General features: G+C 62.4%; 24 protein-coding genes. 14 read left to right on the top strand and 10 right to left on the bottom strand.

Annotated elements, in window-relative coordinates:
• Positions 1–23: 23 nt before the first annotated feature.
• Positions 24–347 carry a DUF3392 domain-containing protein gene (locus ACIOVD_RS00635; RefSeq protein ID WP_095164539.1) on the top strand — a complete coding sequence of 108 codons (324 nt, stop codon included), beginning with the start codon at positions 24–26 and terminating at the stop codon, positions 345–347.
• Between the two features lie 158 nt (positions 348–505).
• On the opposite strand, the gene trmB is transcribed toward ACIOVD_RS00635, so the two are convergent.
• The 4 genes from trmB to ACIOVD_RS00615 form a co-directional block, all read right to left on the bottom strand.
• Positions 506–1,231, bottom strand: coding sequence for a tRNA (guanosine(46)-N7)-methyltransferase TrmB (trmB, locus tag ACIOVD_RS00630; protein ID WP_159998400.1), 726 nt, complete (start codon positions 1,229–1,231; stop codon positions 506–508).
• A 9-nt stretch (positions 1,232–1,240) separates the two neighbouring features.
• Complete coding sequence (locus ACIOVD_RS00625; protein ID WP_095164543.1) at positions 1,241–2,035, bottom strand: thiazole synthase; 795 nt, start codon at positions 2,033–2,035, stop codon at positions 1,241–1,243.
• 66 nt (positions 2,036–2,101) lie between these two features.
• Positions 2,102–2,302, bottom strand: a complete 201-nt coding sequence (gene thiS, locus ACIOVD_RS00620; RefSeq protein ID WP_162530216.1) for a sulfur carrier protein ThiS — start codon at positions 2,300–2,302, stop codon at positions 2,102–2,104.
• Between the two features lie 71 nt (positions 2,303–2,373).
• On the bottom strand, positions 2,374–2,754 hold the full coding sequence (locus tag ACIOVD_RS00615) for a DUF423 domain-containing protein (protein WP_401125515.1): 381 nt from the start codon (positions 2,752–2,754) through the stop codon (positions 2,374–2,376).
• A gap of 74 nt (positions 2,755–2,828) precedes the next feature.
• Here ACIOVD_RS00615 and mtgA point away from each other — a divergent pair, with 74 nt between their 5' ends.
• Positions 2,829–3,551 carry a monofunctional biosynthetic peptidoglycan transglycosylase gene (gene mtgA / locus ACIOVD_RS00610; protein WP_159998404.1) on the top strand — a complete coding sequence of 241 codons (723 nt, stop codon included), beginning with the start codon at positions 2,829–2,831 and terminating at the stop codon, positions 3,549–3,551.
• Between the two features lie 113 nt (positions 3,552–3,664).
• On the opposite strand, the gene rpoH is transcribed toward mtgA, so the two are convergent.
• From rpoH to ftsY, 4 genes are all read right to left on the bottom strand, one after another.
• Positions 3,665–4,519, bottom strand: coding sequence for an RNA polymerase sigma factor RpoH (gene rpoH, locus ACIOVD_RS00605; RefSeq protein WP_095164548.1), 855 nt, complete (start codon positions 4,517–4,519; stop codon positions 3,665–3,667).
• A gap of 112 nt (positions 4,520–4,631) precedes the next feature.
• Entirely contained in the window at positions 4,632–5,654 is a 1,023-nt protein-coding gene (gene ftsX / locus ACIOVD_RS00600) for a permease-like cell division protein FtsX (protein ID WP_095164550.1), read from the bottom strand.
• On the bottom strand, positions 5,651–6,322 hold the full coding sequence (gene ftsE, locus ACIOVD_RS00595; RefSeq protein WP_095164552.1) for a cell division ATP-binding protein FtsE: 672 nt from the start codon (positions 6,320–6,322) through the stop codon (positions 5,651–5,653). The genes ftsX and ftsE overlap by 4 nt, the downstream gene beginning before the upstream one ends.
• The gene (gene ftsY, locus ACIOVD_RS00590) at positions 6,319–7,878 is read right to left on the bottom strand and encodes a signal recognition particle-docking protein FtsY (protein WP_401125511.1); all 1,560 of its coding nucleotides are present in this window, start codon (positions 7,876–7,878) and stop codon (positions 6,319–6,321) included. Before ftsY ends, ftsE begins: the two co-directional genes overlap by 4 nt.
• A 344-nt stretch (positions 7,879–8,222) precedes the next feature.
• Here ftsY and ACIOVD_RS00585 point away from each other — a divergent pair, with 344 nt between their 5' ends.
• From ACIOVD_RS00585 to ACIOVD_RS00545, 9 genes are all read left to right on the top strand, one after another.
• Entirely contained in the window at positions 8,223–9,584 is a 1,362-nt protein-coding gene (locus tag ACIOVD_RS00585; protein WP_095164556.1) for a pitrilysin family protein, read from the top strand.
• Positions 9,577–11,067: a pitrilysin family protein gene (locus ACIOVD_RS00580; protein ID WP_095164558.1), complete on the top strand. Its 1,491-nt coding sequence runs from the start codon at positions 9,577–9,579 to the stop codon at positions 11,065–11,067. Before ACIOVD_RS00585 ends, ACIOVD_RS00580 begins: the two co-directional genes overlap by 8 nt.
• Complete coding sequence (gene rsmD / locus ACIOVD_RS00575; protein ID WP_095164560.1) at positions 11,067–11,678, top strand: 16S rRNA (guanine(966)-N(2))-methyltransferase RsmD; 612 nt, start codon at positions 11,067–11,069, stop codon at positions 11,676–11,678. The genes ACIOVD_RS00580 and rsmD overlap by 1 nt, the downstream gene beginning before the upstream one ends.
• 136 nt (positions 11,679–11,814) lie before the next feature.
• The gene (locus ACIOVD_RS00570; protein WP_401125508.1) at positions 11,815–13,158 is read left to right on the top strand and encodes a M16 family metallopeptidase; all 1,344 of its coding nucleotides are present in this window, start codon (positions 11,815–11,817) and stop codon (positions 13,156–13,158) included.
• Positions 13,151–14,629: a M16 family metallopeptidase gene (locus tag ACIOVD_RS00565; protein WP_401125506.1), complete on the top strand. Its 1,479-nt coding sequence runs from the start codon at positions 13,151–13,153 to the stop codon at positions 14,627–14,629. Before ACIOVD_RS00570 ends, ACIOVD_RS00565 begins: the two co-directional genes overlap by 8 nt.
• Before the next feature lie 70 nt (positions 14,630–14,699).
• A complete protein-coding gene (locus tag ACIOVD_RS00560) occupies positions 14,700–15,710 on the top strand; it encodes a hydrolase (RefSeq protein ID WP_401125504.1) in 1,011 nt (336 codons plus the stop codon).
• A 4-nt stretch (positions 15,711–15,714) separates the two neighbouring features.
• The gene (locus ACIOVD_RS00555) at positions 15,715–16,557 is read left to right on the top strand and encodes an AraC family ligand binding domain-containing protein (RefSeq protein WP_401125502.1); all 843 of its coding nucleotides are present in this window, start codon (positions 15,715–15,717) and stop codon (positions 16,555–16,557) included.
• 72 nt (positions 16,558–16,629) lie between these two features.
• Positions 16,630–17,349, top strand: coding sequence for an AzlC family ABC transporter permease (locus tag ACIOVD_RS00550; protein WP_401125500.1), 720 nt, complete (start codon positions 16,630–16,632; stop codon positions 17,347–17,349).
• Positions 17,346–17,675: an AzlD domain-containing protein gene (locus ACIOVD_RS00545; RefSeq protein WP_401125498.1), complete on the top strand. Its 330-nt coding sequence runs from the start codon at positions 17,346–17,348 to the stop codon at positions 17,673–17,675. Before ACIOVD_RS00550 ends, ACIOVD_RS00545 begins: the two co-directional genes overlap by 4 nt.
• A gap of 3 nt (positions 17,676–17,678) precedes the next feature.
• On the opposite strand, the gene ACIOVD_RS00540 is transcribed toward ACIOVD_RS00545, so the two are convergent.
• Both ACIOVD_RS00540 and ACIOVD_RS00535 read right to left on the bottom strand, forming a co-directional pair.
• Positions 17,679–18,533 carry a sulfurtransferase gene (locus ACIOVD_RS00540; RefSeq protein ID WP_401125495.1) on the bottom strand — a complete coding sequence of 285 codons (855 nt, stop codon included), beginning with the start codon at positions 18,531–18,533 and terminating at the stop codon, positions 17,679–17,681.
• Positions 18,534–18,567: 34 nt separating this feature from the next.
• Entirely contained in the window at positions 18,568–19,239 is a 672-nt protein-coding gene (locus tag ACIOVD_RS00535) for a TetR/AcrR family transcriptional regulator (RefSeq protein WP_095164574.1), read from the bottom strand.
• A 146-nt stretch (positions 19,240–19,385) separates the two neighbouring features.
• On the opposite strand from ACIOVD_RS00535, the gene ACIOVD_RS00530 reads away from it, so the two are divergent.
• The 3 genes from ACIOVD_RS00530 to ACIOVD_RS00520 are packed head-to-tail and all read left to right on the top strand — an operon-like array spanning position 19,386 to position 23,028.
• Positions 19,386–20,816, top strand: a complete 1,431-nt coding sequence (locus tag ACIOVD_RS00530; RefSeq protein ID WP_401125493.1) for a coniferyl aldehyde dehydrogenase — start codon at positions 19,386–19,388, stop codon at positions 20,814–20,816.
• Between the two features lie 26 nt (positions 20,817–20,842).
• Positions 20,843–21,388 (top strand): twin-arginine translocation pathway signal protein, encoded by a 546-nt coding sequence (locus tag ACIOVD_RS00525; protein ID WP_401125490.1) that lies wholly within the window; start codon positions 20,843–20,845, stop codon positions 21,386–21,388.
• Between the two features lie 44 nt (positions 21,389–21,432).
• Positions 21,433–23,028 carry a GMC family oxidoreductase N-terminal domain-containing protein gene (locus ACIOVD_RS00520; protein ID WP_401125487.1) on the top strand — a complete coding sequence of 532 codons (1,596 nt, stop codon included), beginning with the start codon at positions 21,433–21,435 and terminating at the stop codon, positions 23,026–23,028.
• Positions 23,029–23,039 lie beyond the last annotated feature (11 nt).

The raw sequence follows: 23,039 nt of genomic DNA, 5'->3' as shown, positions 1-23,039 counted from the left end.
TTTTCAGAACTAAGGGAAAACGAATGGATTTGGTACTCGACCTGCTCGCCACCGTCTCTCGCTGGAGCCGCAGTAACCTCTCGGAAATCGCCCTGGCATTAGTGGGCTGCTTGCTGGTGTTGTTTGGCGCGGACTTCAAAGGCTGGGTCGAGCAACGCCTGGGCAACATCGCTGGAGCATTGCGCGTGCCGATGATGGCCCTGCTGTGCGTGATCGGCAGCGGTGCGTCGCTGATCTACGCCACACCCTGGATCGTCAAGGGCCTGAGCCAGTTCAACAACTACAGCCTGGCGCCGGTGTTGCTGGTGGTGCTGGTGTTGATTGGGGTCGTGGCTGATCGCCGCTAGCCCCCTTAGACCAATACAAAACAACTGTGGGGGCGGCGGTGCGGCGATCCGACTTGCCCGCGAAGACGGTGTAACAGCCAACAGAGATGTTGAATGTTATGACCTCTTCGCGGGCAAGCCCGCTCCCACAGTTGATTGTATTTCAGGCTGGCAGCCGCTTAAGCCTGCTTTTCGAACTTCAAGTCCCACACACCATGCCCAAGACGTTCGCCGCGGCGCTCGAACTTGGTGATCGGGCGCTCGGCCGGGCGCGGTACGCACTTGCCGTCCTCGGCCAGGTTGCGGTAACCCGGCGCGACGTTCATCACTTCCAGCATGTATTCAGCGTACGGTTCCCAGTCGGTGGCCATGTGCAGCACACCGCCGACCTTCAACTTGCTGCGTACCAGCTCAGCGAAGGACGCCTGGACGATCCGGCGCTTGTGGTGACGGCTCTTGTGCCACGGGTCCGGGAAAAACAGCATCAGGCGATCCAGGCTGTTGTCCGCCACGCAGCGGTTGAGCACTTCGATCGCATCACAATCGTAGACCCGCAGGTTAGTCAGGCCCTGGGTCAGCACGCCATTGAGCAGCGCGCCCACACCTGGACGGTGCACTTCAACCCCGATGAAATCCTGTTCCGGCGCCGCCGCGGCCATTTCCAGCAGCGAGTGGCCCATGCCGAAGCCGATTTCCAGCGAGCGCGGGGCCGAGCGACCGAACACCTGGTCGAAGTCCACCGGCGCGTCGGCCAATGGCAGGACGAACAGCGGCGTGCCCTGCTCCAGGCCCTTTTGCTGGCCTTCGGTCATGCGCCCGGCGCGCATCACAAAGCTCTTGATGCGGCGGTGTTGGCGCTCTTCGCCTTCTTCCGTCTGGATAGGCGTGTCGTTCGATTCAGTCATCAATGGCTCTTACTTGATCAGACCATCCAGCGGCGAGGAGGCGCTGGCATAGAGTTTTTTCGGCATGCGGCCAGCGAGGTACGCCAGGCGACCTGCGACAATCGCGTGTTTCATGGCTTCGGCCATCAGGATCGGTTGCTGGGCATGGGCAATGGCCGAGTTCATCAGCACCGCCTCGCAGCCCAGCTCCATGGCGATGGTGGCGTCGGACGCGGTACCGACACCGGCATCCACCAGCACGGGCACTTTGGTTTCTTCGAGGATGATCTGCAGGTTGTACGGGTTGCAGATCCCCAGGCCCGAACCGATCAGGCCAGCCAGCGGCATGATCGCGATGCAGCCGATCTCCGCCAGTTGCCGGGCGATGATCGGGTCATCACTGGTGTAGACCATCACGTCGAAACCTTCCTTGACCAGCGTCTCGGCGGCCTTGAGGGTTTCGATCACGTTGGGGAACAGGGTTTTCTGGTCGGCCAGTACTTCCAGCTTCACCAGGTTGTGCCCACCGAGCAGCTCACGGGCCAGGCGACAGGTGCGCACAGCCTCGATCGCGTCGTAGCACCCGGCAGTATTCGGCAGGAAGGTATAGCGCTCTGGCGACAGCACATCGAGCAGGTTCGGCTCGCCCTCGTTCTGGCCCAGGTTGGTGCGGCGTACGGCGAAGGTGACGATCTCAGCGCCCGAGGCCTCGATGGCCAAGCGGGTTTCTTCCATGTCACGGTACTTGCCGGTACCTACCAGCAAACGCGACTGGTAAGTACGACCGGCCAGGACGAAAGGCTTATCGCTGCGAACGTTGCTCATCGGAAATCCTCTGGTGGGGTGAGGGTCTTGCACAATGCGGGTGGGCGCGGTTGTCGCTGCGGGCGACTAGCCGCCACCGATGGCGTGCACCACTTCCACCGAGTCGCCCTCGGTGAGGGTGGTGTCAGCGTGCTGGCTGCGCGGGACGATATCCAGGTTGAGCTCGACCGCCACCCGGCGACCGGTCAGGTCCAGACGGGTCAGCAGGGCCGCAACGGTTTCACCGTCGGGCAGTTCAAGGGATTCGCCGTTCAACTGAATGCGCATGCCGGATGCCGCCATCATTTTTAGGGGCCAGCATTCTAGCCCGATCATGACCTAAAGGTCAGCTACAAGTGTCAGGCGGTTATCTGCAAGCGCCAGGCGGTAATCCCCAGCTGCAGCCAGCCCACGAGGAATGCCAGGCCGCCAAACGGGGTGACGATCCCCAGCTTGCTGATGCCCGTCAGCGTCAGCAGGTACAGGCTGCCGGAAAACAGCAGGATGCCCACGGCAAAACTAACCCCTGCCCAGGTCACCAGGCGCCCGGGAACCTGCGTGGCCAGCAGCGCGACACCCAGCAACGCCAGGGTATGCACCAGTTGATAAGTGACGCCGGTATGAAAAATCGCCAGGTATTCGCTGCTCAAGCGGCCCTTGAGGCCATGGGCGGCAAATGCACCCAGGGCGACACCGGTAAAACCGAAAAAAGCGGCCAGCATCAAAAAGCCACGCAGCATGGGGAACTCCAGTCAGAATCATTGGGCAGGGTCTGTATAATGGCCCGCTCGACGGGTTCGGCCAAGCCATCTCTATGCTGCCAATATTTGTGCGCCGCTTCATGAAAGCCCTGCTCTGGTTTGCCGGTGGCAGCGTAGTGCTGGTCCTGCTGTTGCGTTTTATTCCGCCACCGGGGACCGCGCTGATGGTCGAGCGCAAGATCGAATCCTGGTTCGATGGCGAACCCATCGACCTGCAGCGTGACTGGCAGTCCTGGGACAACATCAGCGACGACCTGAAAGTCGCGGTGATGGCCGGTGAAGACCAGAAATTCCCCGAGCACTGGGGTTTTGACTTCGGCGCGATCCAGGCCGCGCTGGCCCACAACGAACGCGGCGGCTCGATCCGTGGCGCCAGCACCCTGAGCCAGCAGGTGGCGAAAAACCTGTTCCTCTGGTCCGGCCGCAGCTGGCTGCGCAAAGGCCTGGAAGCCTGGTTTACTGCGCTGATCGAGGTGTTCTGGCCCAAGCAGCGGATTCTCGAGGTGTACCTCAATAGCGTGGAATGGGATGCCGGTGTGTTTGGCGCCGAGGCTGCAGCGCGCCATCACTTCGGCGTCAGCGCCCGCTCATTGAGCCGTCAGCAGGCCAGCCTGCTGGCGGCCGTGCTGCCGAATCCGCGGGTGTATAGCGCCAGCCATCCGAGCGCCTACGTGGCCCGGCGTGCAGGCTGGATTCGCCAGCAGATGAGCCAGTTGGGCGGCGACAGCTACCTGATCGGCCTCAACGATTCACGCCGGGCGCCTTGGGCGCAGTAGCCGAACACATTCTTCCAGACACTGCCCCCACAAGGGCCAAGATGAATCAGGAAAATGGGCACAAACAAAAACGCCCCGATCAATGATCGGGGCGTTTTTGTTTGTGCCGCAGGTTAGGCGGCGATCGACAACTTGAGCTTGTTCATCGCGCTCTTCTCGAGCTGACGGATCCGCTCGGCCGACACGTTGTACTTCTGTGCCAGGTCGTGCAGCGTGGCTTTTTCTTCTGCCAGCCAGCGCTGGTAGAGAATGTCACGGCTGCGGTCGTCCAGTACATCCAACGCCTCGTGCAGGTTGTTGGTGGAGTTGTCGCTCCAGTCCGCATCCTCCAGTTGACGGGCCGGGTCGTACCGGTGGTCTTCCAGGTAGTTGGCTGGCGACTGGAAGGCGCTGTCGTCGTCCGCTTCAGCGGCCGGGTCGAAAGCCATGTCATGGCCGGTCAGGCGGCTTTCCATCTCGCGCACTTCGCGCGGCTCTACACCGAGGCTTTCAGCCACACGATGGACTTCTTCATTGTTCAGCCACGCCAGGCGTTTTTTCTGGCTGCGCAGGTTGAAGAACAGCTTGCGCTGGGCCTTGGTGGTCGCCACTTTGACGATGCGCCAGTTGCGCAGGATGAACTCGTGGATTTCCGCCTTGATCCAGTGCACGGCAAAGGACACCAGGCGTACACCCATTTCCGGGTTGAAGCGCTTGACCGCTTTCATCAGGCCAACGTTGCCTTCCTGGATCAGGTCAGCCTGGGCCAGGCCGTAGCCGCTATAGCTACGGGCGATATGTACAACAAAACGCAGGTGGGCGAGCACCATCTGCCGAGCCGCCCCCAAATCCTGCTCATAGTAGAGACTCTCGGCCAGTTCACGCTCCTGCTCTGGCGTCAGCAATGGAATGCTGTTGACCGTGTGCACATAGGCCTCCAGGTTTGCGCCTGGGACTAGAGCATAAGCAGGTTGCAAAGAAGTGGTCATACGAAAAAACCTCCGACTCACATAACTCGTGCAGTTCAGCACTGCGAAAATTGACCGGAAACCGAAGGACAAGTTCCCCTACACGCTGAAAGGATATACAAGCAAAAAGACACTATTTCGGTGCAAGCTCTCTCAAATGGCGTGCTACCGCAATCCACGCACCGATATAACCCAACAACACCGCACCAAGCAAGAGCGACAGACCATCGGCTACTGGCACACCTGCCAAGGCAAAATTACTGCCATACAGACCGGCTAGCCCGGTGACCGCATCATTCAGCCAGTTCAGGCCAAACGCCAGGACACCCCAGGAAAGAACCCCGGCGCCAAAGCCATAAAGCGCACCCATATAGAGAAAAGGTCTACGCACATAGCTATCAGTGCCGCCGACCAGTTTAATCACTTCTATCTCGGTGCGGCGGTTTTCAATATGAAGACGAATGGTATTGCCTATCACCAAAAGTAATGCAGAAACCAGCAACACCGTCAGGCCGAAGACAAACCGCTCGCCCAGCTTGAGAATCGCTGCCAGGCGCTCGACCCAGACCAGGTCAAGTTGCGCCTGCTGCACCTTCGGCAGCTCGGCCAGGCGCTGACGCAAGCCTTCCAGGGTCGCCTTGTCGACTTCCTTGGGGGTCACCAGCACTACGCCCGGCAGCGGGTTTTCCGGCAACTCCTTGAGCGCTTCGCCCAGGCCGGACTGCTGCTGGAACTCCTGCAGCGCCTGCTCACGGCTGATGTACTCGGCCTCGGCGACGCCCGGCATGGCCTTGATCTGCTCACGCAGCTGCTCGCCTTCGCTGGCACTCGCATCCAGTTGCAGGTACAGGGAAATCTGCGCCGCACGCTGCCAGGAGCCGCCCAGGCGCTCGACGTTACTCAGCAAAAGTGACAGCCCCATCGGCAAACTCAGGGCAACGGCCATTACCAGGCAGGTAAAGAAGCTGCCGATCGGCTGCTTGCCCAGGCGACGCAGGCTGTCGAGCAGGCTGGCGCGATGGCTTTCGATCCAGGCGCGCAACAGGGTGCGGAAATCCGGGCCATCGTCTTCATCGCGTTTTTTCTTCTGCGGTTGCGGATCGGCGGCCTTGGGGGCCACGCGCTCGGAAACCTTAGGGCTGCGCGTCGCACTCATACCCCGGCCTCCCCGTCGCCGATCAATCGGCCACGTTGCAGGGTCAGCATGCGGTGACGCATGCGGGCGATCAGCGCCAGGTCGTGACTGGCGATCAGCACGCTGGTGCCCAGGCGGTTGATGTCTTCGAACACGCCCATGATTTCGGCCGCCAGGCGCGGGTCGAGGTTACCGGTCGGTTCGTCCGCCAGCAGCAAGGCCGGGCGATGGACGATGGCGCGGGCAATGCCGACACGCTGTTGCTGGCCGGTGGACAGGTCGCCCGGGTACAGGTCGGTCTTGTCCGAAAGCGCCACGCGTTCCAGGGCCGAATCCACGCGCTTGACGATCTCGGCCTTGGACAGGCCAAGGATCTGCAGCGGCAGCGCGACGTTGTTGAACACCGTGCGATCGAACAGCAACTGGTGGTTCTGGAACACCACGCCGATCTGTCGGCGCAGGAACGGGATCTGTGCATTGCTGATGGTCGCCAGGTCCTGACCGGCCAGCAGCAACTTGCCGGTGGTGGGACGCTCCATCGCCAGCAATAAGCGCAGCAGGGTACTTTTACCGGCACCCGAGTGCCCGGTGACAAACAAGAACTCGCCCCGACGGACTCGAAAGCTCAGCTCATGCAAGCCGACGTGACCGTTCGGATAGCGCTTACCGACCTGTTCGAAACGAATCATGAACGCTCCCGCTCGGCAAACAGTGCCTGGACAAAGGGTTCTGCTTCAAAGGTACGCAAGTCATCGATGCCTTCACCGACACCGATGTAGCGAATTGGCAAACCAAACTGCTTGGCCAGGGCGAAGATCACCCCGCCCTTGGCCGTACCATCGAGCTTGGTCAGGGCCAGGCCGGTCAGGGCGACCGTCTGGTTGAATTGCTTGGCCTGGTTGATGGCGTTCTGCCCGGTGCCGGCGTCGAGCACCAGCAGCACCTCGTGCGGAGCCTCGGCGTCGAGCTTGCCGATGACCCGGCGAACCTTCTTCAACTCTTCCATCAGGTTGTCTTTGGTGTGCAGGCGACCAGCGGTATCGGCAATCAACACATCGATATTGCGCGCCTTGGCTGCCTGCACCGCATCGAAGATCACCGACGCAGAGTCGGCACCGGTGTGCTGGGCGATCACCGCAATGTTGTTGCGCTCACCCCAGACCTGCAACTGCTCGACTGCGGCCGCGCGGAAGGTGTCACCCGCCGCCAGCATGACTTTCTTGCCTTCGAGTTGCAGCTTCTTGGCCAGCTTGCCGATGGTGGTGGTCTTGCCGGCGCCGTTGACGCCCACCACCAGGATCACGAATGGCTTGTTCTGCGAGGTGATTTTCAGCGGTTGCTCGACAGGCTTGAGCATCGCCGCCAGTTCCGCCTGCAGGGATTTGTACAGGGCATCGGCGTCAGCCAATTCCTTGCGCGCCACCTTCTGGGTCAGGCGCTGGATGATCACCGACGTGGCCTCGACGCCAACATCGGCAGTCAGCAGGCGGGTTTCGATGTCTTCGAGCAGTTCGTCATCAATGATCTTCTTGCCCAGGAACAGGCTGGCCATGCCCTCGCCGATGCTGGCGCTGGTTTTCGACAGGCCTTGCTTGAGGCGGGCGAAAAAGCCGGTCTTGGTTTCTTCGCTGCGCGCAGGCTCTGCGGCCACCGGCTCTGGAACAATCGGGGCAACGGGAGCGGGCGCGACCACAACGGGAGCGGCCACCGGTGCCGGTGCCGGGACCGGGACCGGCTCTAGAGTCGGCTGCGGCACTGGCTCTGGCGCGACGAACGCGGCAATGACCGGTTGCGGCAGGTCCGGCTCGTCAATGACCAGCGGCTCGACCAACGGCTTGGAGTCGACCACCAGCATTTCGACTGCTTGCTGAACCACGGTAGGCGCGGGAATCGGCGGGGTAATGTGCGGCGCCTGTTCGTCTGCAACCAAGGCCACCGGCTCTTCAGGGACCGGCAGGGTCAGCCACGGCGTGTGCACCGGCTCAGGAACAGGTTCTGGTGTAGGGGCTGGCGCAGACGCGAGCTCGACCACCGGCTGCAACACCGGCTCGGCCAATGGCAATACGACAGGGGCTACGGTTTCGACCACCGGAGCGGCTTCTATTACCGGCTCTGGCGCCACCTCAGGCAGTGGCTGTGGCTGTTCGACGACGGGTTCCTGCGGTTTTTTGCGCAGCCACCCGAACAGGCTTTTTTTCTCGCCAGCCGCAGCTGGGTTCTTCTTGTCGTCGTTGGAACCAAACATGGAGGACGGCTATCTCACGGTAGCGACGCGCCAATGGCGCCTCGGCAATTGAATATTCGATGCAGAACAGACTGTGTTTCACTCAGCTTGTTCACGCGCAACATTTTGTCGAGGTGCTCAATGGCACCTCAAAGCTCGACTAACACCAAGGACTAAAACGGTATCTTCGGCGAAAACGCAGAGTTTAGCTGATAAACCCAAAGCTTCTTGCGCAAACCTATACAGCCTACTGACCGATCAATGGCCTCATAGGCGTGGCCGCCAGTAAAACGGATCAGTATCCTAGCACCTCCTCGCCCGCCGACGCTAAGACCAAGCGGGCAGCCCAACAGGTTAAAAAACGAATGAATGCTCTAGCCCGCCGCGCTGCTGGCCTGCTGCTCAGCACAGTTTGTCTGCCCCTCGCAGCCCTGGCTGCCGACCCTCAACCGACCCACGAATTCACCCTCGACAATGGCCTGAAGGTCATCGTGCGTGAAGATCACCGTGCGCCCGTGGTGGTTTCCCAGGTCTGGTACAAGGTTGGCTCCAGCTACGAAACCCCAGGCCAGACCGGTTTGTCCCACGCCCTGGAGCACATGATGTTCAAGGGCAGCGAGAAAGTCGGCCCTGGCGAAGCGTCGCTGATCCTGCGCGACCTTGGCGCCGAGGAGAACGCTTTCACCAGCGACGACTTCACCGCCTACTACCAGGTGCTGGCCCGTGATCGCCTGGCCGTGGCCTTCGAACTTGAAGCCGACCGCATGGCCACCCTGCGCCTGCCGGCCGACGAGTTCAGCCGCGAGATCGAGGTAATCAAGGAAGAGCGCCGCCTGCGCACCGACGACAAACCAATGTCCAAGGCCTATGAGCGCTTCAAGGCCATGGCCTACCCGGCCAGCGGCTACCACACGCCGACCATCGGCTGGATGGCCGATCTCGATCGCATGAAGGTCGAGGAACTGCGCCACTGGTACGAATCCTGGTACGCACCGAACAACGCGACCCTGGTAGTGGTCGGCGACGTGACCCCGGAAGAAGTCAAAACCCTGGCCCAACGCTACTTCGGTCCAATCGCCAAGCGCGCCGTGCCACCGACGAAAATCCCCCTGGAGCTGTCCGAGCCCGGCGAGCGGCAGATCACCCTGCACGTGCAGACCCAACTGCCGGCCCTGATGCTGGCCTTTAACGTTCCGAGCATTGCCACCACCCAGGACAAACGCTCGGTCAACGCCTTGCGCCTGATTTCCGCCTTGCTCGATGGCGGCTACAGTGGGCGCATCCCGACCCAGTTGGAGCGCGGTGAAGAGCTGGTCTCCGGCGGTTCGTCGAGTTACGACGCCTACACCCGTGGCGACAGCCTGTTCACCCTGTCGGCAACCCCCAACACCCAGAAGCAGAAAACCATGGCCCAGGCGCAAGCCGGCCTGTGGAAACTGCTTGAACAGCTTAAAACCACCGCACCTTCCGCCGAAGAACTGGAACGTGTGCGAGCACAAGTGATTGCCGGCCTGGTCTACGAGCGTGACTCGATCACCAGCCAGGCCACCGCCATCGGCCAGCTGGAAACCGTCGGCCTGTCCTGGAAACTGATGGACACCGAACTGGCCGAGCTGGAAAGCGTGACCCCGCAAGACATCCAGAACGCTGCCCGCACCTATTTCACCCGCGAACGTCTGAGCGTTGCGCATGTACTGCCACTGCCCCAGGAGAACGCGCATGAGTGAGATCAACAAGTCACGGGTGGCCCTGGTCGCCCTGGCCGTCGTCGCGCTTGCCGCTTCGGCGGTGTTCTACGTGATCCGCCCAGGCGAGATCAACGCCAGCGAAGCCCTCGACAAGGCCAAATCGAGCCAGAAGCTGCAATCGCTGGCCGAGCTCGACGGCAAGGCGCCGAGCCGACGCACCCTCGACGTGCAGACCTGGAACACCGCCGAAGGGGCCAAGGTGCTGTTCGTCGCCGCGCCTGAGTTGCCGATGTTCGACCTGCGCCTGATTTTCGCCGCCGGCAGCAGCCAGGATGGCGCCAGACCGGGCCTGGCGATGCTGACCAACGCCATGCTCAACGAAGGCGTGGCCGGCCAGGACGTCAGCCAGATCGCCCAGGGCTTCGAAGGATTGGGGGCCGACTTCGGCAATGGCGCCTACAAGGACATGGCCATTGCCTCGCTGCGCAGCCTGAGTGCCGTGGACAAACGCGAGCCGGCCCTCAAGCTGTTCGCCGAAGTGGTGGGCAAACCGACCTTCCCGGCCGATTCCCTGGCCCGGATCAAGAACCAGATGCTCGCCGGCTTTGAATACCAGAAGCAGAACTCGGCCAAGGTGGCCAGCCTGGAGCTGATGCGTCGCCTGTATGGCCAACACCCCTACGCCCACGCCAGCGACGGTAACGCGCTGAGCATCCCGGACATCACCCTGGCGCAACTCAAGGCCTTCCACGCCAAGGCCTACACGGCGGGCAACGTGGTGATCGCACTGGTCGGCGACCTGTCGCGCAGTGACGCCGAGGCGATTGCTGCCCAGGTGTCCGCCGCCCTGCCCAAGGGCCCGGCGCTGGCGAAAATCGCCCAGCCTGAGGAACCCAAGCCTGGCACCAGCCGCGTCGAGTTCCCGGCCAAGCAGACCAACCTGATGCTCGCGCAATTGGGCATCGACCGTGACGATCCGGACTACGCCGCCGTCTCCATGGGCAACCAGATTCTTGGTGGCGGCGGTTTCGGTACCCGGTTGATGAGCGAAGTGCGGGAGAAACGTGGCCTGACCTATGGTGTGTACTCGGGCTTTTCGCCGATGCAGGCCCGCGGCCCGTTCCTGATCAACCTGCAAACCCGTGCCGAAATGAGCGAAGGCACGCTCAAGCTGGTGCAGGACGTCATGGCCGACTACCTTAAAACCGGGCCGACCCAGAAAGAACTCGACGACGCCAAGCGCGAACTGGCGGGCAGCTTCCCGCTGTCGACGGCCAGCAATGCCGACATCGTCGGCCAACTGGGCGCCATGGGTTTCTACAACTTGCCGCTGAGCTACCTCGAAGACTTCATGCAGCAGTCGCAGAACCTGACTGTCGAGCAAGTTACCGCGGCCATGAACAAACACTTGAGCATGGATAAAATGGTGATCGTTACCGTCGGTCCTACCGTGCCGCAAAAGCCGTTACCGGCCCCTACTGACAAACCTTCCGAGCAGCCGCTCGGGGTTCCGGAGCATTAATGGCCACTCGCCCTAAAAAACCCGTGCACAACGTCCACAACGGTGTGAACCAACTACGCATCATCGGTGGTGAATGGCGCAGCCGTCGCCTGAGCTTCCCCGACGCCCCGGGCTTGCGCCCGACGCCGGACCGCGTGCGTGAGACCCTGTTCAACTGGCTCGCGCCCTATGTCGCCGGGGCCAAGGTACTCGACCCGTTCGCCGGCAGCGGCGCGCTGTTCCTAGAGGCGCTGTCCCGTGGCGCCGCCATGGGCCAGGCGCTGGATGCCAGCAGCCTCGCGGTGTCGAGCCTGAAGGAACACCTGGGCACCCTGCGCTGCACCGTCGGCCAGGTGCAGACCGCCGATGCCCTGCGCTACCTGGAAACCCAGCCAGCGAGCGCCTACGACCTGGTCTTCCTTGACCCGCCGTTCAACCAGAACCTGCTGCCTGCGGTGTGCTCGCTACTGGAAGAACGCCAGTGGCTGGCCGACGACGCCTGGATCTACACCGAAAGCGAGAACGCACCATCGACCCTCGGCCTGCCGGGCGCCTGGCGCCTGCACCGGGAGCAGAAATCCGGTCGGGTGTACTACGCGCTGTGGCATCGCCTCGTGGAACAATCCGCTTGATACCATGCCTGGGCAGCCAAACCTGACTGCCCAGGCACTGGCTTCACTCAAGATACATAGTTAATACCAGCCCCCTCTACGCATCGCCGACATTGATTGAGCGTTTTTCACATCAATCAATGAGGATGCACATCCAATGAACATCTACTGCAGCGCCCTGCTGCTCCTGAGTGGGCTGATGCCCATGATGGCGTTCACGGCCAGCGCGTCAACCACCCATGAGTTCAGCCTGGACAACGGCCTGAAAGTCGTAGTTCGCGAGGACCACCGCGCGCCCGTGGCCACCTCCCAGCTGTGGATCAAAGTCGGTTCCAGCCAGGAACCGCCGGGCCAGTCCGGGCTGTCCCATGCACTCGAACACATGCTTTACCAGGGCAGCAGCAAAACCTGCGCCGGTGAAGCCTCGGCCATCCTGGAGCGGCTCGGCGCCGAGGAAAACGCCGTCACCAGCAACGACTACACTGCCTACTACCAAACCCTGGCACCCGATCACCTGGGCGTGGCGTTTGAACTGATGGCCGACCTGATGACCACCGCGCACCTGCGCACCGAATCGTTTGCCACTGAAATCGAAGTGATCAAGCAAGAGCGCCGCGAACACACCGATGACGCGCCCCAAGGCCTGGCCATGGAGCGGCTGCAGGCCATTGCCTTCCCCTCCAGCGCCCATGCCACGCCGACCATCGGCTGGATGCACGACCTGCAAAGGATGAGCGCGACCCAGCTACGCGAGTGGTACCAACGCTGGTACGCCCCCAACAACGCGACCCTGGTCATCGTCGGTGATGTCAGCCTGGGCCAGATAAAACCCTTGGTCGAACGCTATTTCGGCGACATTCCCCGCAAGACCCTGCCCCAGGTGTACGCCCCTCTGGAACTGGCCGAGCCCGGCGAGCGCAAAATCGCCTTGAGCCAAGCCATTCATGCGCCGCAATTGCTCATGAGTTTCAACCTGCCCAGCCTGACCACTGCGCCCGACCGGCGTACGGTGCAGGCCTTGCGGTTGCTAGACATACTGCTAGCCGGGTCCAACAGTGCTCGCTTGAAAAAGCACCTGCAATTTAATGAGGACCTGTTCTCCCAGATATCTTCCGGGTACGACCCGTTCAACCGTGGCGACAGCCTGCTGTTACTCAGCGCTCAACTCAACAGCCATCAGCGGATCAGCCTGGACCAGGCTCAGGCGCGTATCTGGCAGGTGATAGAACAACTGAAAACCACGCCCCCCGACCCCGAAGAACTGGAGCGCGCGCGCACCTTGCTGATTGCCAGCCAGGTGTACCAGCAAGACTCGATCTCTGAGCAAGCCACGCGAATGGGCACGCTGGAAAGCATTGGCCTGTCATGGCGCCTCATGGAAGAAGACATCGAGACACTGAACCAGGTGAGTGCCAAGGATATCCAGCAGGCGGCCGTAACCTATCTGACTCGACAACGCATGAGCGTGGCGCACCTAATGCCGGAGAACAGCCATGAATAAGTCCGCACCTTCACGTTATGTGCAACCGCTGATCAGCCTGATTTTTTGCTGCTGCCTGTCAGCCCAGGCCCAGCCACCCTCCCCATCGCCCCCCGCCGGGTCGAAACTGCAATCACTGGCCCAGTCGCCGGCGACGCCATCCGTCCCACGCGCGCTGAAGATCCAGGCCTGGAAAACCGTGACAGGAACCAAGGTGCTGTTTATCCAGACGTCGGAACTGCCGATGTTCGACGTGCTCGTCAGCTTCGCCGCAGGCAGTGCACGAGATCCACAACATCCGGCCCTGGCCGCCGCCACGTTCAGCCTGTTGAACGAAGGCATCCAGGGCAAGAGCCTGGCGCAGACCAATGAAATCTTCGACGGTCTTGGGGCCCGCTGGGGCATGGGCATCAACCATGACCGCACCTGGTTCTCGTTGCGCAGCCTCAGTGCGCCGCAAAAGCGTGAACCGGCCCTGCAATTGTTCGCGCAGATGCTTGGCCAGCCGCTGCTGGCCGATGACGCTTTGCTGCGAGTCAAGAGCGAGCTGCTGCAGATTATTGAGAGCCAGCAGCAAGACCCACTGACCAAGGTGTTCCGGGGCATGGGCGGACTATTGTTCAACGGCCACCCCTATGCCCAGTCGATCTACGGAACAGCGCAGGACCTGGCAACTCTCAGCCGTGAACAGGTCCAGGCCTTCCACAAAGCCAATTACCACACAGGCAACACCCAGATCACTCTGGTCGGGGACCTGACCCTGAAACAAGCGCAGGACCTTAGTCTGCAAATCAGTAACAGTTTGCCCGTCAAACCTACTACGTCGACCGTGCCGGATCTCCCGGTCACGCCGCCCCCCGTAGCCTCGCGGCATATTGAGCAAGCCCAGAACCAGACCCACCTGATACTGGCGCAACTCGGTGTCAGCCGTAAGCACCCCGACTATGTGGCACTGAAGGTGGCCAACCTGATATTCGCCGGTGGCAGCTCCGGATCGCGGCTGATGCAAGAACTGCGCGAGAAACGCGGCCTGACTTACAGCGTGTCCATGGAAACTGCCGACAAGCAATGGGCCAATCCCACGGGGATCCATGTGCAAACCCAACCGCAATTCAGCGAAGGCACGCTAACCCTGATCAAAAGCCTGTTCCGCGATTACCTGCACACCGGGCCGACCCCGCGGGAACTGGACGACGCCAAGCGCCTGATCCTCGGCAGTACCGCACTGGCCAGTGCCAGCAATGCGCAGATACTCTCCGGACTGTCGGAGATCAGCCGTCATGATTTGCCCTTCGACCTGGATTTTTCCGAGCATCAAGCCCAATCGTTGACGGTCGAGCAAATCAAGGCGGCACTCAACCGGCACTACAACGCTGATCACTGGAGCGTGGTCACGCTGGGGCCGACCACGACCCAGCAAGCCCTGCCAGAACCCGTCGATCGAGCCGGCCTGGGCATGTGTCGCGCTGAGGAGCAGATTGTGGCAAGTTAGTTTTCCAGTTGCACCGGCAGAACGAGCACTTCGTTCTGCCACCTTGTCCATCCGCAGCAACGAGATCGTCGTGCCCCAACCCTCCCCAGCACCGGCAAGCCCCTTCACCCCGGCATTTGGCCTCGGCAACCCGCACCTGCAAACCCTGTGGGGGCCGCTGTGGCGCAAGACCACCCACCTGGAGCGGCAGCGCGAACGCCTGTGGCTCGACGACGGCGACTTCCTCGATCTCGACTGGCACGGCCCGCACAGCGTCGACGCGCCCCTGGTACTGGTGCTGCACGGGCTGACCGGCTCCTCCAATTCGCCCTATGTCGCTGGCCTGCAACGTGCCCTCGCCGCACAAGGCTGGGCCAGCGCCGCGTTGAACTGGCGCGGCTGCTCGGGCGAACCAAATCTGCTACCACGCAGTTACCACTCCGGCGCCAGCGAGGACCTCGCCGCGGCGATCAACCACCTGCGGGCAACGCGCCCCCTGGCCCCGCTGTATGCGGTCGGTTATTCCCTGGGGGGCAACATCCTGCTCAAACACCTGGGCGAAACCGGCAGCGCCAGCCAGCTACAAGGCGCGGTGGCGGTTTCGGTGCCCTTTCGCCTGGATCAGTGCGCCGACCGCATCGGCCAGGGCTTTTCCAAGGTCTACCAGGCGCACTTCATGCGCGAAATGCTCGCGTACATCAAGAACAAGCAGCGCCAGTTTCTCCAGGACGGACGCCACGAAGGCCTGGCGACCCTGGCCAGCCTCGGCTCGCTGGACAAGATGCGCACCTTCTGGGACTTCGACGGTCGGGTCACCGCGCCGCTGCATGGCTACGCCGATGCCCAGGACTACTACCGACGCGCTTCCAGCCGCTATTTCCTCGGTGAAATCCGCACCCCGACCCTGATCATCCAGGCCGCCGACGACCCCTTCGTCTACCCCCACAGCCTGCCTGAAGCCGGCGAGCTGTCGACCTGCACCCGCTTCGAGCTGCAGGCCAAGGGTGGGCACGTCGGTTTTGTCGACGGCACCTTGCGCACCCCGGGTTATTACCTGGAACGGCGCATCCCCCAGTGGCTGGCCCAGCCGGGGCGCGACTAGGACCATGGACAGTCAATCGGGCGAGTCGATCCGTTTCTGGCACACCGCCCCCTTGGCCGGGGTCGAACTGCTGTCGGCGCGCTACATCGAGCAACGCTTCGTGCCCCATGTGCACGACGGCTTTGTGATCGGCATGATCATGGCGGGCGCCCAGCGCTACCGTTATCGCGGTGCCGAGCACCTGGCCGGCAGCGGCACCCTGGTGGTGATCAATCCGGACGAACTGCACACCGGGCACAAGGGCACCGAGGATGGCTGGCTGTACCGCGCGTTCTACCCGGACAACGGGCAGATCCTCGGGCTGCTGGCCGAACTCGAATTGCCCTCCCGCAGCTTGCCGGCTTTCGGCGCCACGCTGTATCGCGACCCGGACCTGGTCAGTGGTTTCTGTCAGTTGCACCGCTTGCTGGAAAGCCCGGCCAGCGCCCTGCAACAACAAACCCTGTGGCGGGAAACGATGCTCTCGCTGCTGCAACGCCATGCCGCCGTGGCCACGCCTGGGCAGCCGGGCCGAGAGCACCGCGCGATCGCCAGGGCCAAGGAATTGCTGCATGCGCAACTGGCCGCACCGCCGTCCCTGGAAGCGCTTGCGGCGGCGGTCAACCTGTCGCCCTTCCACTTCGCCCGAGTGTTCCGCCACGCCACCGGCATGCCACCGCACACCTGGCTGATGCAACAGCGCATCGCCCAGGCCCGGGCGTTACTGCGCGAAGGCTGCCTGCCGCTGGCGGTTGCCACACAACTGGGGTTTGCCGACCAGAGCCATTTAAGCCGGCAATTCAAGAAGGTCTACGGCGTCGGCCCCGGCGCCTACCGCACCGCCAGAATGATGCCACCCAACCCCTGAGGGAAATCTGCAAGATCGTTCAAGACAACTCTTTGCCCCGTCGCGCAAGATGCCGGCACAAGGAGAGTCTCCATGACCCGTCAGCAACTTTTTTCCCGTGGTATCCGCGACAGTTTCGCCATGGCGGTGGGCATCCTGCCGTTCGGCCTGATCTTCGGCACCCTGGCCGGCGCGGCGGGCCTGACGCTGTGGCAGGCGGTCGGCATGTCACTGCTGGTGTATGCCGGCTCCGCACAACTGATCGCCCTCAGCCTGTTGGGCACCGGCGCCAGTGTGCTGGTGATCCTGTTGACCACCTTCATCGTCAACCTGCGTCATGTGCTCTACAGCGCCACCCTGCAGCCCCATGTCGGCCGTCTGCCGCAGCACTGGCGGCTACTCCTGGCCTTCTGGCTGACCGATGAAACCTTTGCCGTGGTCCAGCGGTTTTACCTGCTGCACGGCGACAAGCCCCTGGCGCAGTGGTACTGGCTGGGCGTCGCCAGCTCGCTGTATGCCTGCTGGGTGGGCAGTTCGCTGGCCGGCGTGCTGTTTGGCCAGGCAGTGCCGGACCTGGCGAGCTGGGGCCTGGAGTTCGCGATGCTGGCGACCTTTATCGGGATTGTCGTGCCGCTGCTGCGCAACCAGCCGCAAATTGCCGCGGCCCTGGCCGCCGGCGCCGTAGCCCTGGCCACCCTGCACTGGCCCTACAAACTGGGCCTGATGGCCGCGGCGTTCAGCGGGATCGCCGTGGGCGTGCTGCTGGAGCGCCGCCAACTGCAGCAACACCAAGCCAGGGAGCTGCGCTCATGAGTTACGGCTGGCTGATTCTAGGAATGATGGCGATCACGTTTGCCCTGCGCTACAGCCTGTTCGCCTGGCCCAACCTGAAGTTCCCGCCACTGGTACGCCAGGGGCTGCACTACGTACCGACGGCGGTACTGACAGCCATCGTGGTGCCAGGCATGTTGTTGCCCGATGGCCAGCACTGGGCGCTGACCATGAACAATGCCTACCTGCTGGCTGGGTTGGCAGCCATCGCCATCGCAGCCACCACCCGCCACCTGTTGGCGACCATCGGTGGCGGCATGCTGGTGTTTTTTGGCTTGCGCTGGCTGCTGGGGCAGTTACCGCTTTAAGGCTCAGTCGCCGATGGCAATCGCCCGCTGCGGATCGGTGATCCATTCGCTCCACGAGCCGGCGTACAGCGCCCCCAACGGGTAGCCGGCGAGGCACAGGGCAAACAGGTTGTGGCAGGCTGTCACGCCCGAACCGCAGTACGCCACCAGTTCACTCGGCGAGCGCTGCGCCAGCTTCTCGGCAAACCGCTGCTGGAGTTGCGCAGCCGGCAGAAAGCGTCCGTCCGGCCCCAGGTTATCGGTGAAGGCCGCACATGACGCGCCGGGGATATGCCCGGCCACCGGATCGATCGGTTCGACCTCGCCGCGAAACCGCGGCAGCCCACGGGCATCGAGCAGGGTCAGCTCCGGCCGGGCGAGGCGTTGCTGCAATTGGTCGGCGCTCAAGACCATGGCCGCGTCCGAGGTACCGCTGAACGTGCCACGGGTATTGCCCGGCGCATCCAGGCTCAGCGGCAGGCCGGCGGCGTGCCAGGCCTTGAGGCCACCGTCGAGGATAAACACCCCGTCACGCTTGCCCAGCCACGCCAGCAACCACCAGGCCCGGGCTGCATACGCCCCTGGACCGTCGTCATACAGCACCACCTGGCTGTCATTATCGATGCCCCAGGCTTGCAGGCGCTCGATCAGGGCCTGCGGGTCCGGCAGTGGGTGTCGGCCGGTGACACCCTTGATCACCGGCCCGCTGAGGTCACGCTCCAGATCGGCAAACGAGGCGCCGGCAATATGCCCTTCGGCATAGCTGCGCTGGCCATAATCCGGATCTTCGAGGGCAAAGCGACAATCCAGGATCACCAGGGCGGCCTGCTCCTTTTTCTGGTCCAGGGCTAGGGGGCTGATCAGTTGCGCGATGGGCATAGCGGGCTCCTGTGAGGTAAGTCTTGGCGCGATCCTACTGCACTTCTTCGAGGGCCTGGCCCAGCGGCACGTAATACTCCTCGAACAAGGCGTCGATTTCCTCGCGCGATTGTTCGGTGACAAACCCGGCTTCCAGCACCAGCACCTGGTACACGCCGCGTTTAATGGCCTGTTCACTGAGGTGGCTGGAGTTTTCTCGGGTGGTACACAAAAAGCGCACCCAGGAGGTCAGGATGATCCAGGCGTTGAGCGTCAGGGATTCGATCTGCACCTTGTCCATGGCGAGGATGCCGGCGGCGACAAAACCGGCGTAGATCGCCGTGCCCTGGATCAGGCAGCGCTGGGAAAACCGTCGATAACGGGCCGCCAGCTCCGGATCATTGTCCAGCAGGTGCTCCAGGTCGCGGTGCAAAAACCGGTAGCGCCACATTGCGTCCAGCAGTTCCTGCAGGTAGTAACGCTTGTCTTCAACCGTGGCAGCACGCCCTTGCGGCGGGCGCAGGAAGCTTTCCACCAGAGCCTCGTACTCACTGAACAACACGGCGATGATCGCCTGCTTGTTGGGGAAGTGGTAGTACAGATTGCCCGGGGATATCTCCATGTGCGCGGCGATATGGTTGGTGCTGATACTGCGTTCACCCTGCTGGTTGAACAGCTCCAGGCTGTTCTGCACGATGCGCTCGCTGGTTTTTATTCGTGGGGCCATGGCTTGAGCTTTAATTCTGCTGTGCGTTGCGGGCATCTTACGACCTATCCGTCGGCGGATAAATCATCACATCCCGAGGAAGTCATTTGACTTTTTAGAGCATAGACTCTAAAAACTTCTCCATTATAAAAAAACCTGGAGCTACCATGCCCGCCGAAATTGCCTACCTGCAAGACTCCCAGCAGCCATTGAGTGAGCTTCACGACCTGTTTACCGCCCAGCGCCAGGCGTATGCGGCCAACCCTATGCCGCCTGCGGCCCAGCGCCAGCAGTGGCTCAAGGTGTTGAGCGACGTCCTGAGTGACCAGCGCCAGGCCTTGATCGAAGCGATCAGCGCAGACTTCAGCAACCGCAGCGCCGATGAAACCCTGCTCGCCGAACTGATGCCGAGCCTGCACTGCATTCATTACGCCAGCAAACACCTCAAGGGCTGGATGAAAGCCTCGCCACGCAAAGTAGGCGTGGCGTTCCAGCCGGCCAAGGCCAAGGTGGTCTACCAACCGCTGGGGGTCGTCGGGGTCATCGTGCCGTGGAACTACCCGCTCTACCTGGCCATCGGCCCGCTGGTCGGCGCCCTGTCTGCGGGCAACCGAGTGATGCTCAAGCTCAGCGAATCCACGCCGGCCACCGGCGAGCTGCTTAAATTCCTGCTGGCCAAGATCTTCCCCCAGGACCTGGTGACCGTGGTGCTGGGCGAGGCCGATGTGGGCGTGGCGTTTTCCCAACTACCGTTCGACCACCTGCTGTTCACTGGCGCCACCAGCATTGGCAAGCACGTGATGCGCGCGGCGGCCGAGAACCTGACACCGGTAACCCTGGAACTGGGTGGAAAATCCCCGGCCATCGTCTCCCACGACGTGCCGCTCAAGGATGCCGCCGAACGCATCGCCTTCGGCAAAACCCTGAACGCCGGGCAAACCTGTGTCGCTCCGGACTATGTGCTGGTGCCGCAGGACCGGGTCGAATCCTTCGTCGAGGCCTATCGCCAGGCGGTGCGTGGCTTCTACCCGACCTTGGCGGACAACCCCGACTACACCGCCATCATCAACCCACGCCAACTGGCGCGACTGCACAGCTACCTGAGTGACGCGAGCGCCAAGGGCGCACAGTTGATCCCGCTGTTCGACCAAGACCAGGACCGGCGCATGGGCCACAGCGTGCTGCTGAATGTCAGCGACGAGATGATCGTGATGCAGGACGAAATCTTCGGCCCGCTGCTGCCAGTGGTGCCCTACACGACCCTGGACCAGGCATTTGCCTACATCAATCAACGACCACGTCCACTGGCGCTTTACTACTTTGGCTACAACAAGTCCGAACAGAATCGCGTACTCCAGGAAACCCATTCCGGCGGGGTCTGCCTCAACGACACCCTGCTGCACGTTGCCCAGGACGACATGCCGTTTGGCGGTATCGGCGCTTCCGGCATGGGCCATTACCACGGCAGGGAAGGTTTCCTGACATTCAGCAAAGCCAAGGGCGTGCTGATCAAGCAGCGCTTCAACGCGGCCAAGTTGATCTACCCACCCTATGGCAAGTCGATCCAGAAGCTGATCCAGAAACTGTTCATCCGCTGACCCTTCACTGCCGGGTAAAAACAATAATGAACCCACGCTTTTGCGATGCCCCCGCGCTGTCACGGCGCGGCCTGCTCAAATTCAGTCTCGGCGCCAGCGCCTTCCTCGCCACCGCAGGCCTGGGCGCCAGCCTCAGCGGTTGCTCGGCCAGCAGCCCGGCCAACGGGTTTGCGATTATCCGCGACACTGACCTGAGTTTTTTGCGGGCGCTGTTGCCGGTGATGCTCGAGGGCGCCGTGGCGGCCGAAAAACTCCCCGCCGCCACCGAACAAACCCTGCGCAGCCTGGACCACGGCCTCGATCACTTGTCGCCAGAAATGCTCAAGCTGACCCAGCAACTGTTCGACGTGCTGGGCATGGCAGTCACCCGCGGGCCACTGACCGGAATCTGGGGCAGTTGGGAAAATGCCAGCAGCGAAGCCATCCGCCACTTCCTGCAACGCTGGCAGAACAGCTCGTTAAGCCTGCTGCGCATGGGCCACAGTTCGATCCTGCAACTGGTGATGATGGCCTGGTACAGCCGCGCCGAGTCATGGGCCCATTGCGGCTATCCCGGGCCACCGAAAGTCTGAGATCCAGGCACCTTCACCACCTGATAAATATAAGAGAGCCCCTGATGCCCGTACCCGATCCGTTCCGCGAAGGCATGGCCCGCGGCTGGAAAACCTACAACGGCTCACAACTGGCCAATGACCTGACCCTGGAAGCCGACATCGCCATCATTGGCAGCGGCGCGGGCGGTGGCACCACGGCCGAGATCCTCAGTGCGGCCGGCTACAAGGTGCTGCTGATCGAAGAAGGCCAGCTCAAGACCAGCAGCGACTTCAAGATGCTCGAAGACCAGGCCTACGCCAACCTCTACCAGGAGGGCATCGGCCGCATGAGCAAGGACGGTGCGATCACCATCCTGCAGGGCCGCGCGGTGGGCGGCACGACGCTGATCAACTGGACCTCGAGCTTTCGCACCCCCGAGCCGACCCTCGAACACTGGGCCAGGGAGCATGCCGTCAAGGGCCATAGCCCGGCGGACATGGCGCCCTGGTTCGAAAAAATGGAACAACGCCTCGGCGTCGCACCCTGGCTGGTGCCACCCAATGCCAACAACGGAGTGATCAAGAAAGGCTGCGAGCAACTCGGCTACAGCTGGCACGTGATTCCGCGCAACGTGCGTGGGTGCTGGAACCTCGGTTATTGCGGCATGGGCTGCCCGACCAACGCCAAACAGTCGATGATGGTCACCACCATTCCCGCGACCCTGGAAAAAGGCGGCGAGCTGCTGTACCTGGCTCGCGCCGAACAGCTGTTGATCAAGGACGACCAGGTCACCGGCCTGCTGTGCGTGGCCATGGATGAACGCTGCGTGGCGCCCACTGGTCGCACCATTACCGTCAAGGCACGGCACTATGTGCTGGCCGGTGGCGGGATCAACAGCCCGGGGCTGTTGCTGCGTTCCAAGGCACCCGACCCTCACGAGCGCCTCGGCAAACGCACCTTCCTGCACCTGGTGAACATGTCTGCCGGGCTGTTCGATGAAGTCATCAACCCGTTCTACGGCGCGCCGCAGTCGATTTACTCCGACCACTTTCAATGGCAGGACGGCGCCACCGGCAAAATGTCCTACAAGCTCGAAGTGCCGCCGCTGCACCCGGCGCTGGCCGCGACCCTGCTCGGCGGCTTCGGCGCCGAGAACGCGGCGCACATGCAGCAACTGCCCCATACCCACGCCATGCTCGCCCTGCTGCGTGACGGTTTCCACCCGGACAGCAGCGGCGGCAGCGTCGAGTTGCGCGGCGACGGCACGCCGGTGCTCGACTATCAGGTTTCCGACTACGCCTGGGACGGCCTACGCCGGGCCTTTCACAGCATGGCCGAGATCCAGTTCGCCGGTGGCGCCAAGGCCGTCATGCCGATGCACGCCGATGCGCGCTACGTCAACAGTCTCACCGAAGCCCGCACGTTGATCGACGGCCTGAGCCTGGAGCTGTATCGCACCCGCCTGGGCAGCGCCCACGTCATGGGCGGTTGCGCCATGGGTGAAGACCCGACCCACGCCGTGACCGATAGCCTCGGACGACATCATCAACTGCGCAATCTGTCGGTGCATGACGGCTCGCTGTTCCCCACCAGCATTGGCGCCAACCCGCAACTATCGGTCTACGGGCTGACCGCGCAATTGGCCAGCGCACTGGCCGAACGCCTGCGAAATCCATGAAAAAACTGCAT

The sequence above is a fragment of the Pseudomonas sp. NPDC087626 genome, assembly GCF_044743405.1.
In the GTDB taxonomy this organism is placed as follows: Bacteria; Pseudomonadota; Gammaproteobacteria; order Pseudomonadales; family Pseudomonadaceae; genus Aquipseudomonas.
Note: the sequence above shows the minus strand (reverse complement) of the source record. Positions and strands in the feature narration are given on the sequence as shown.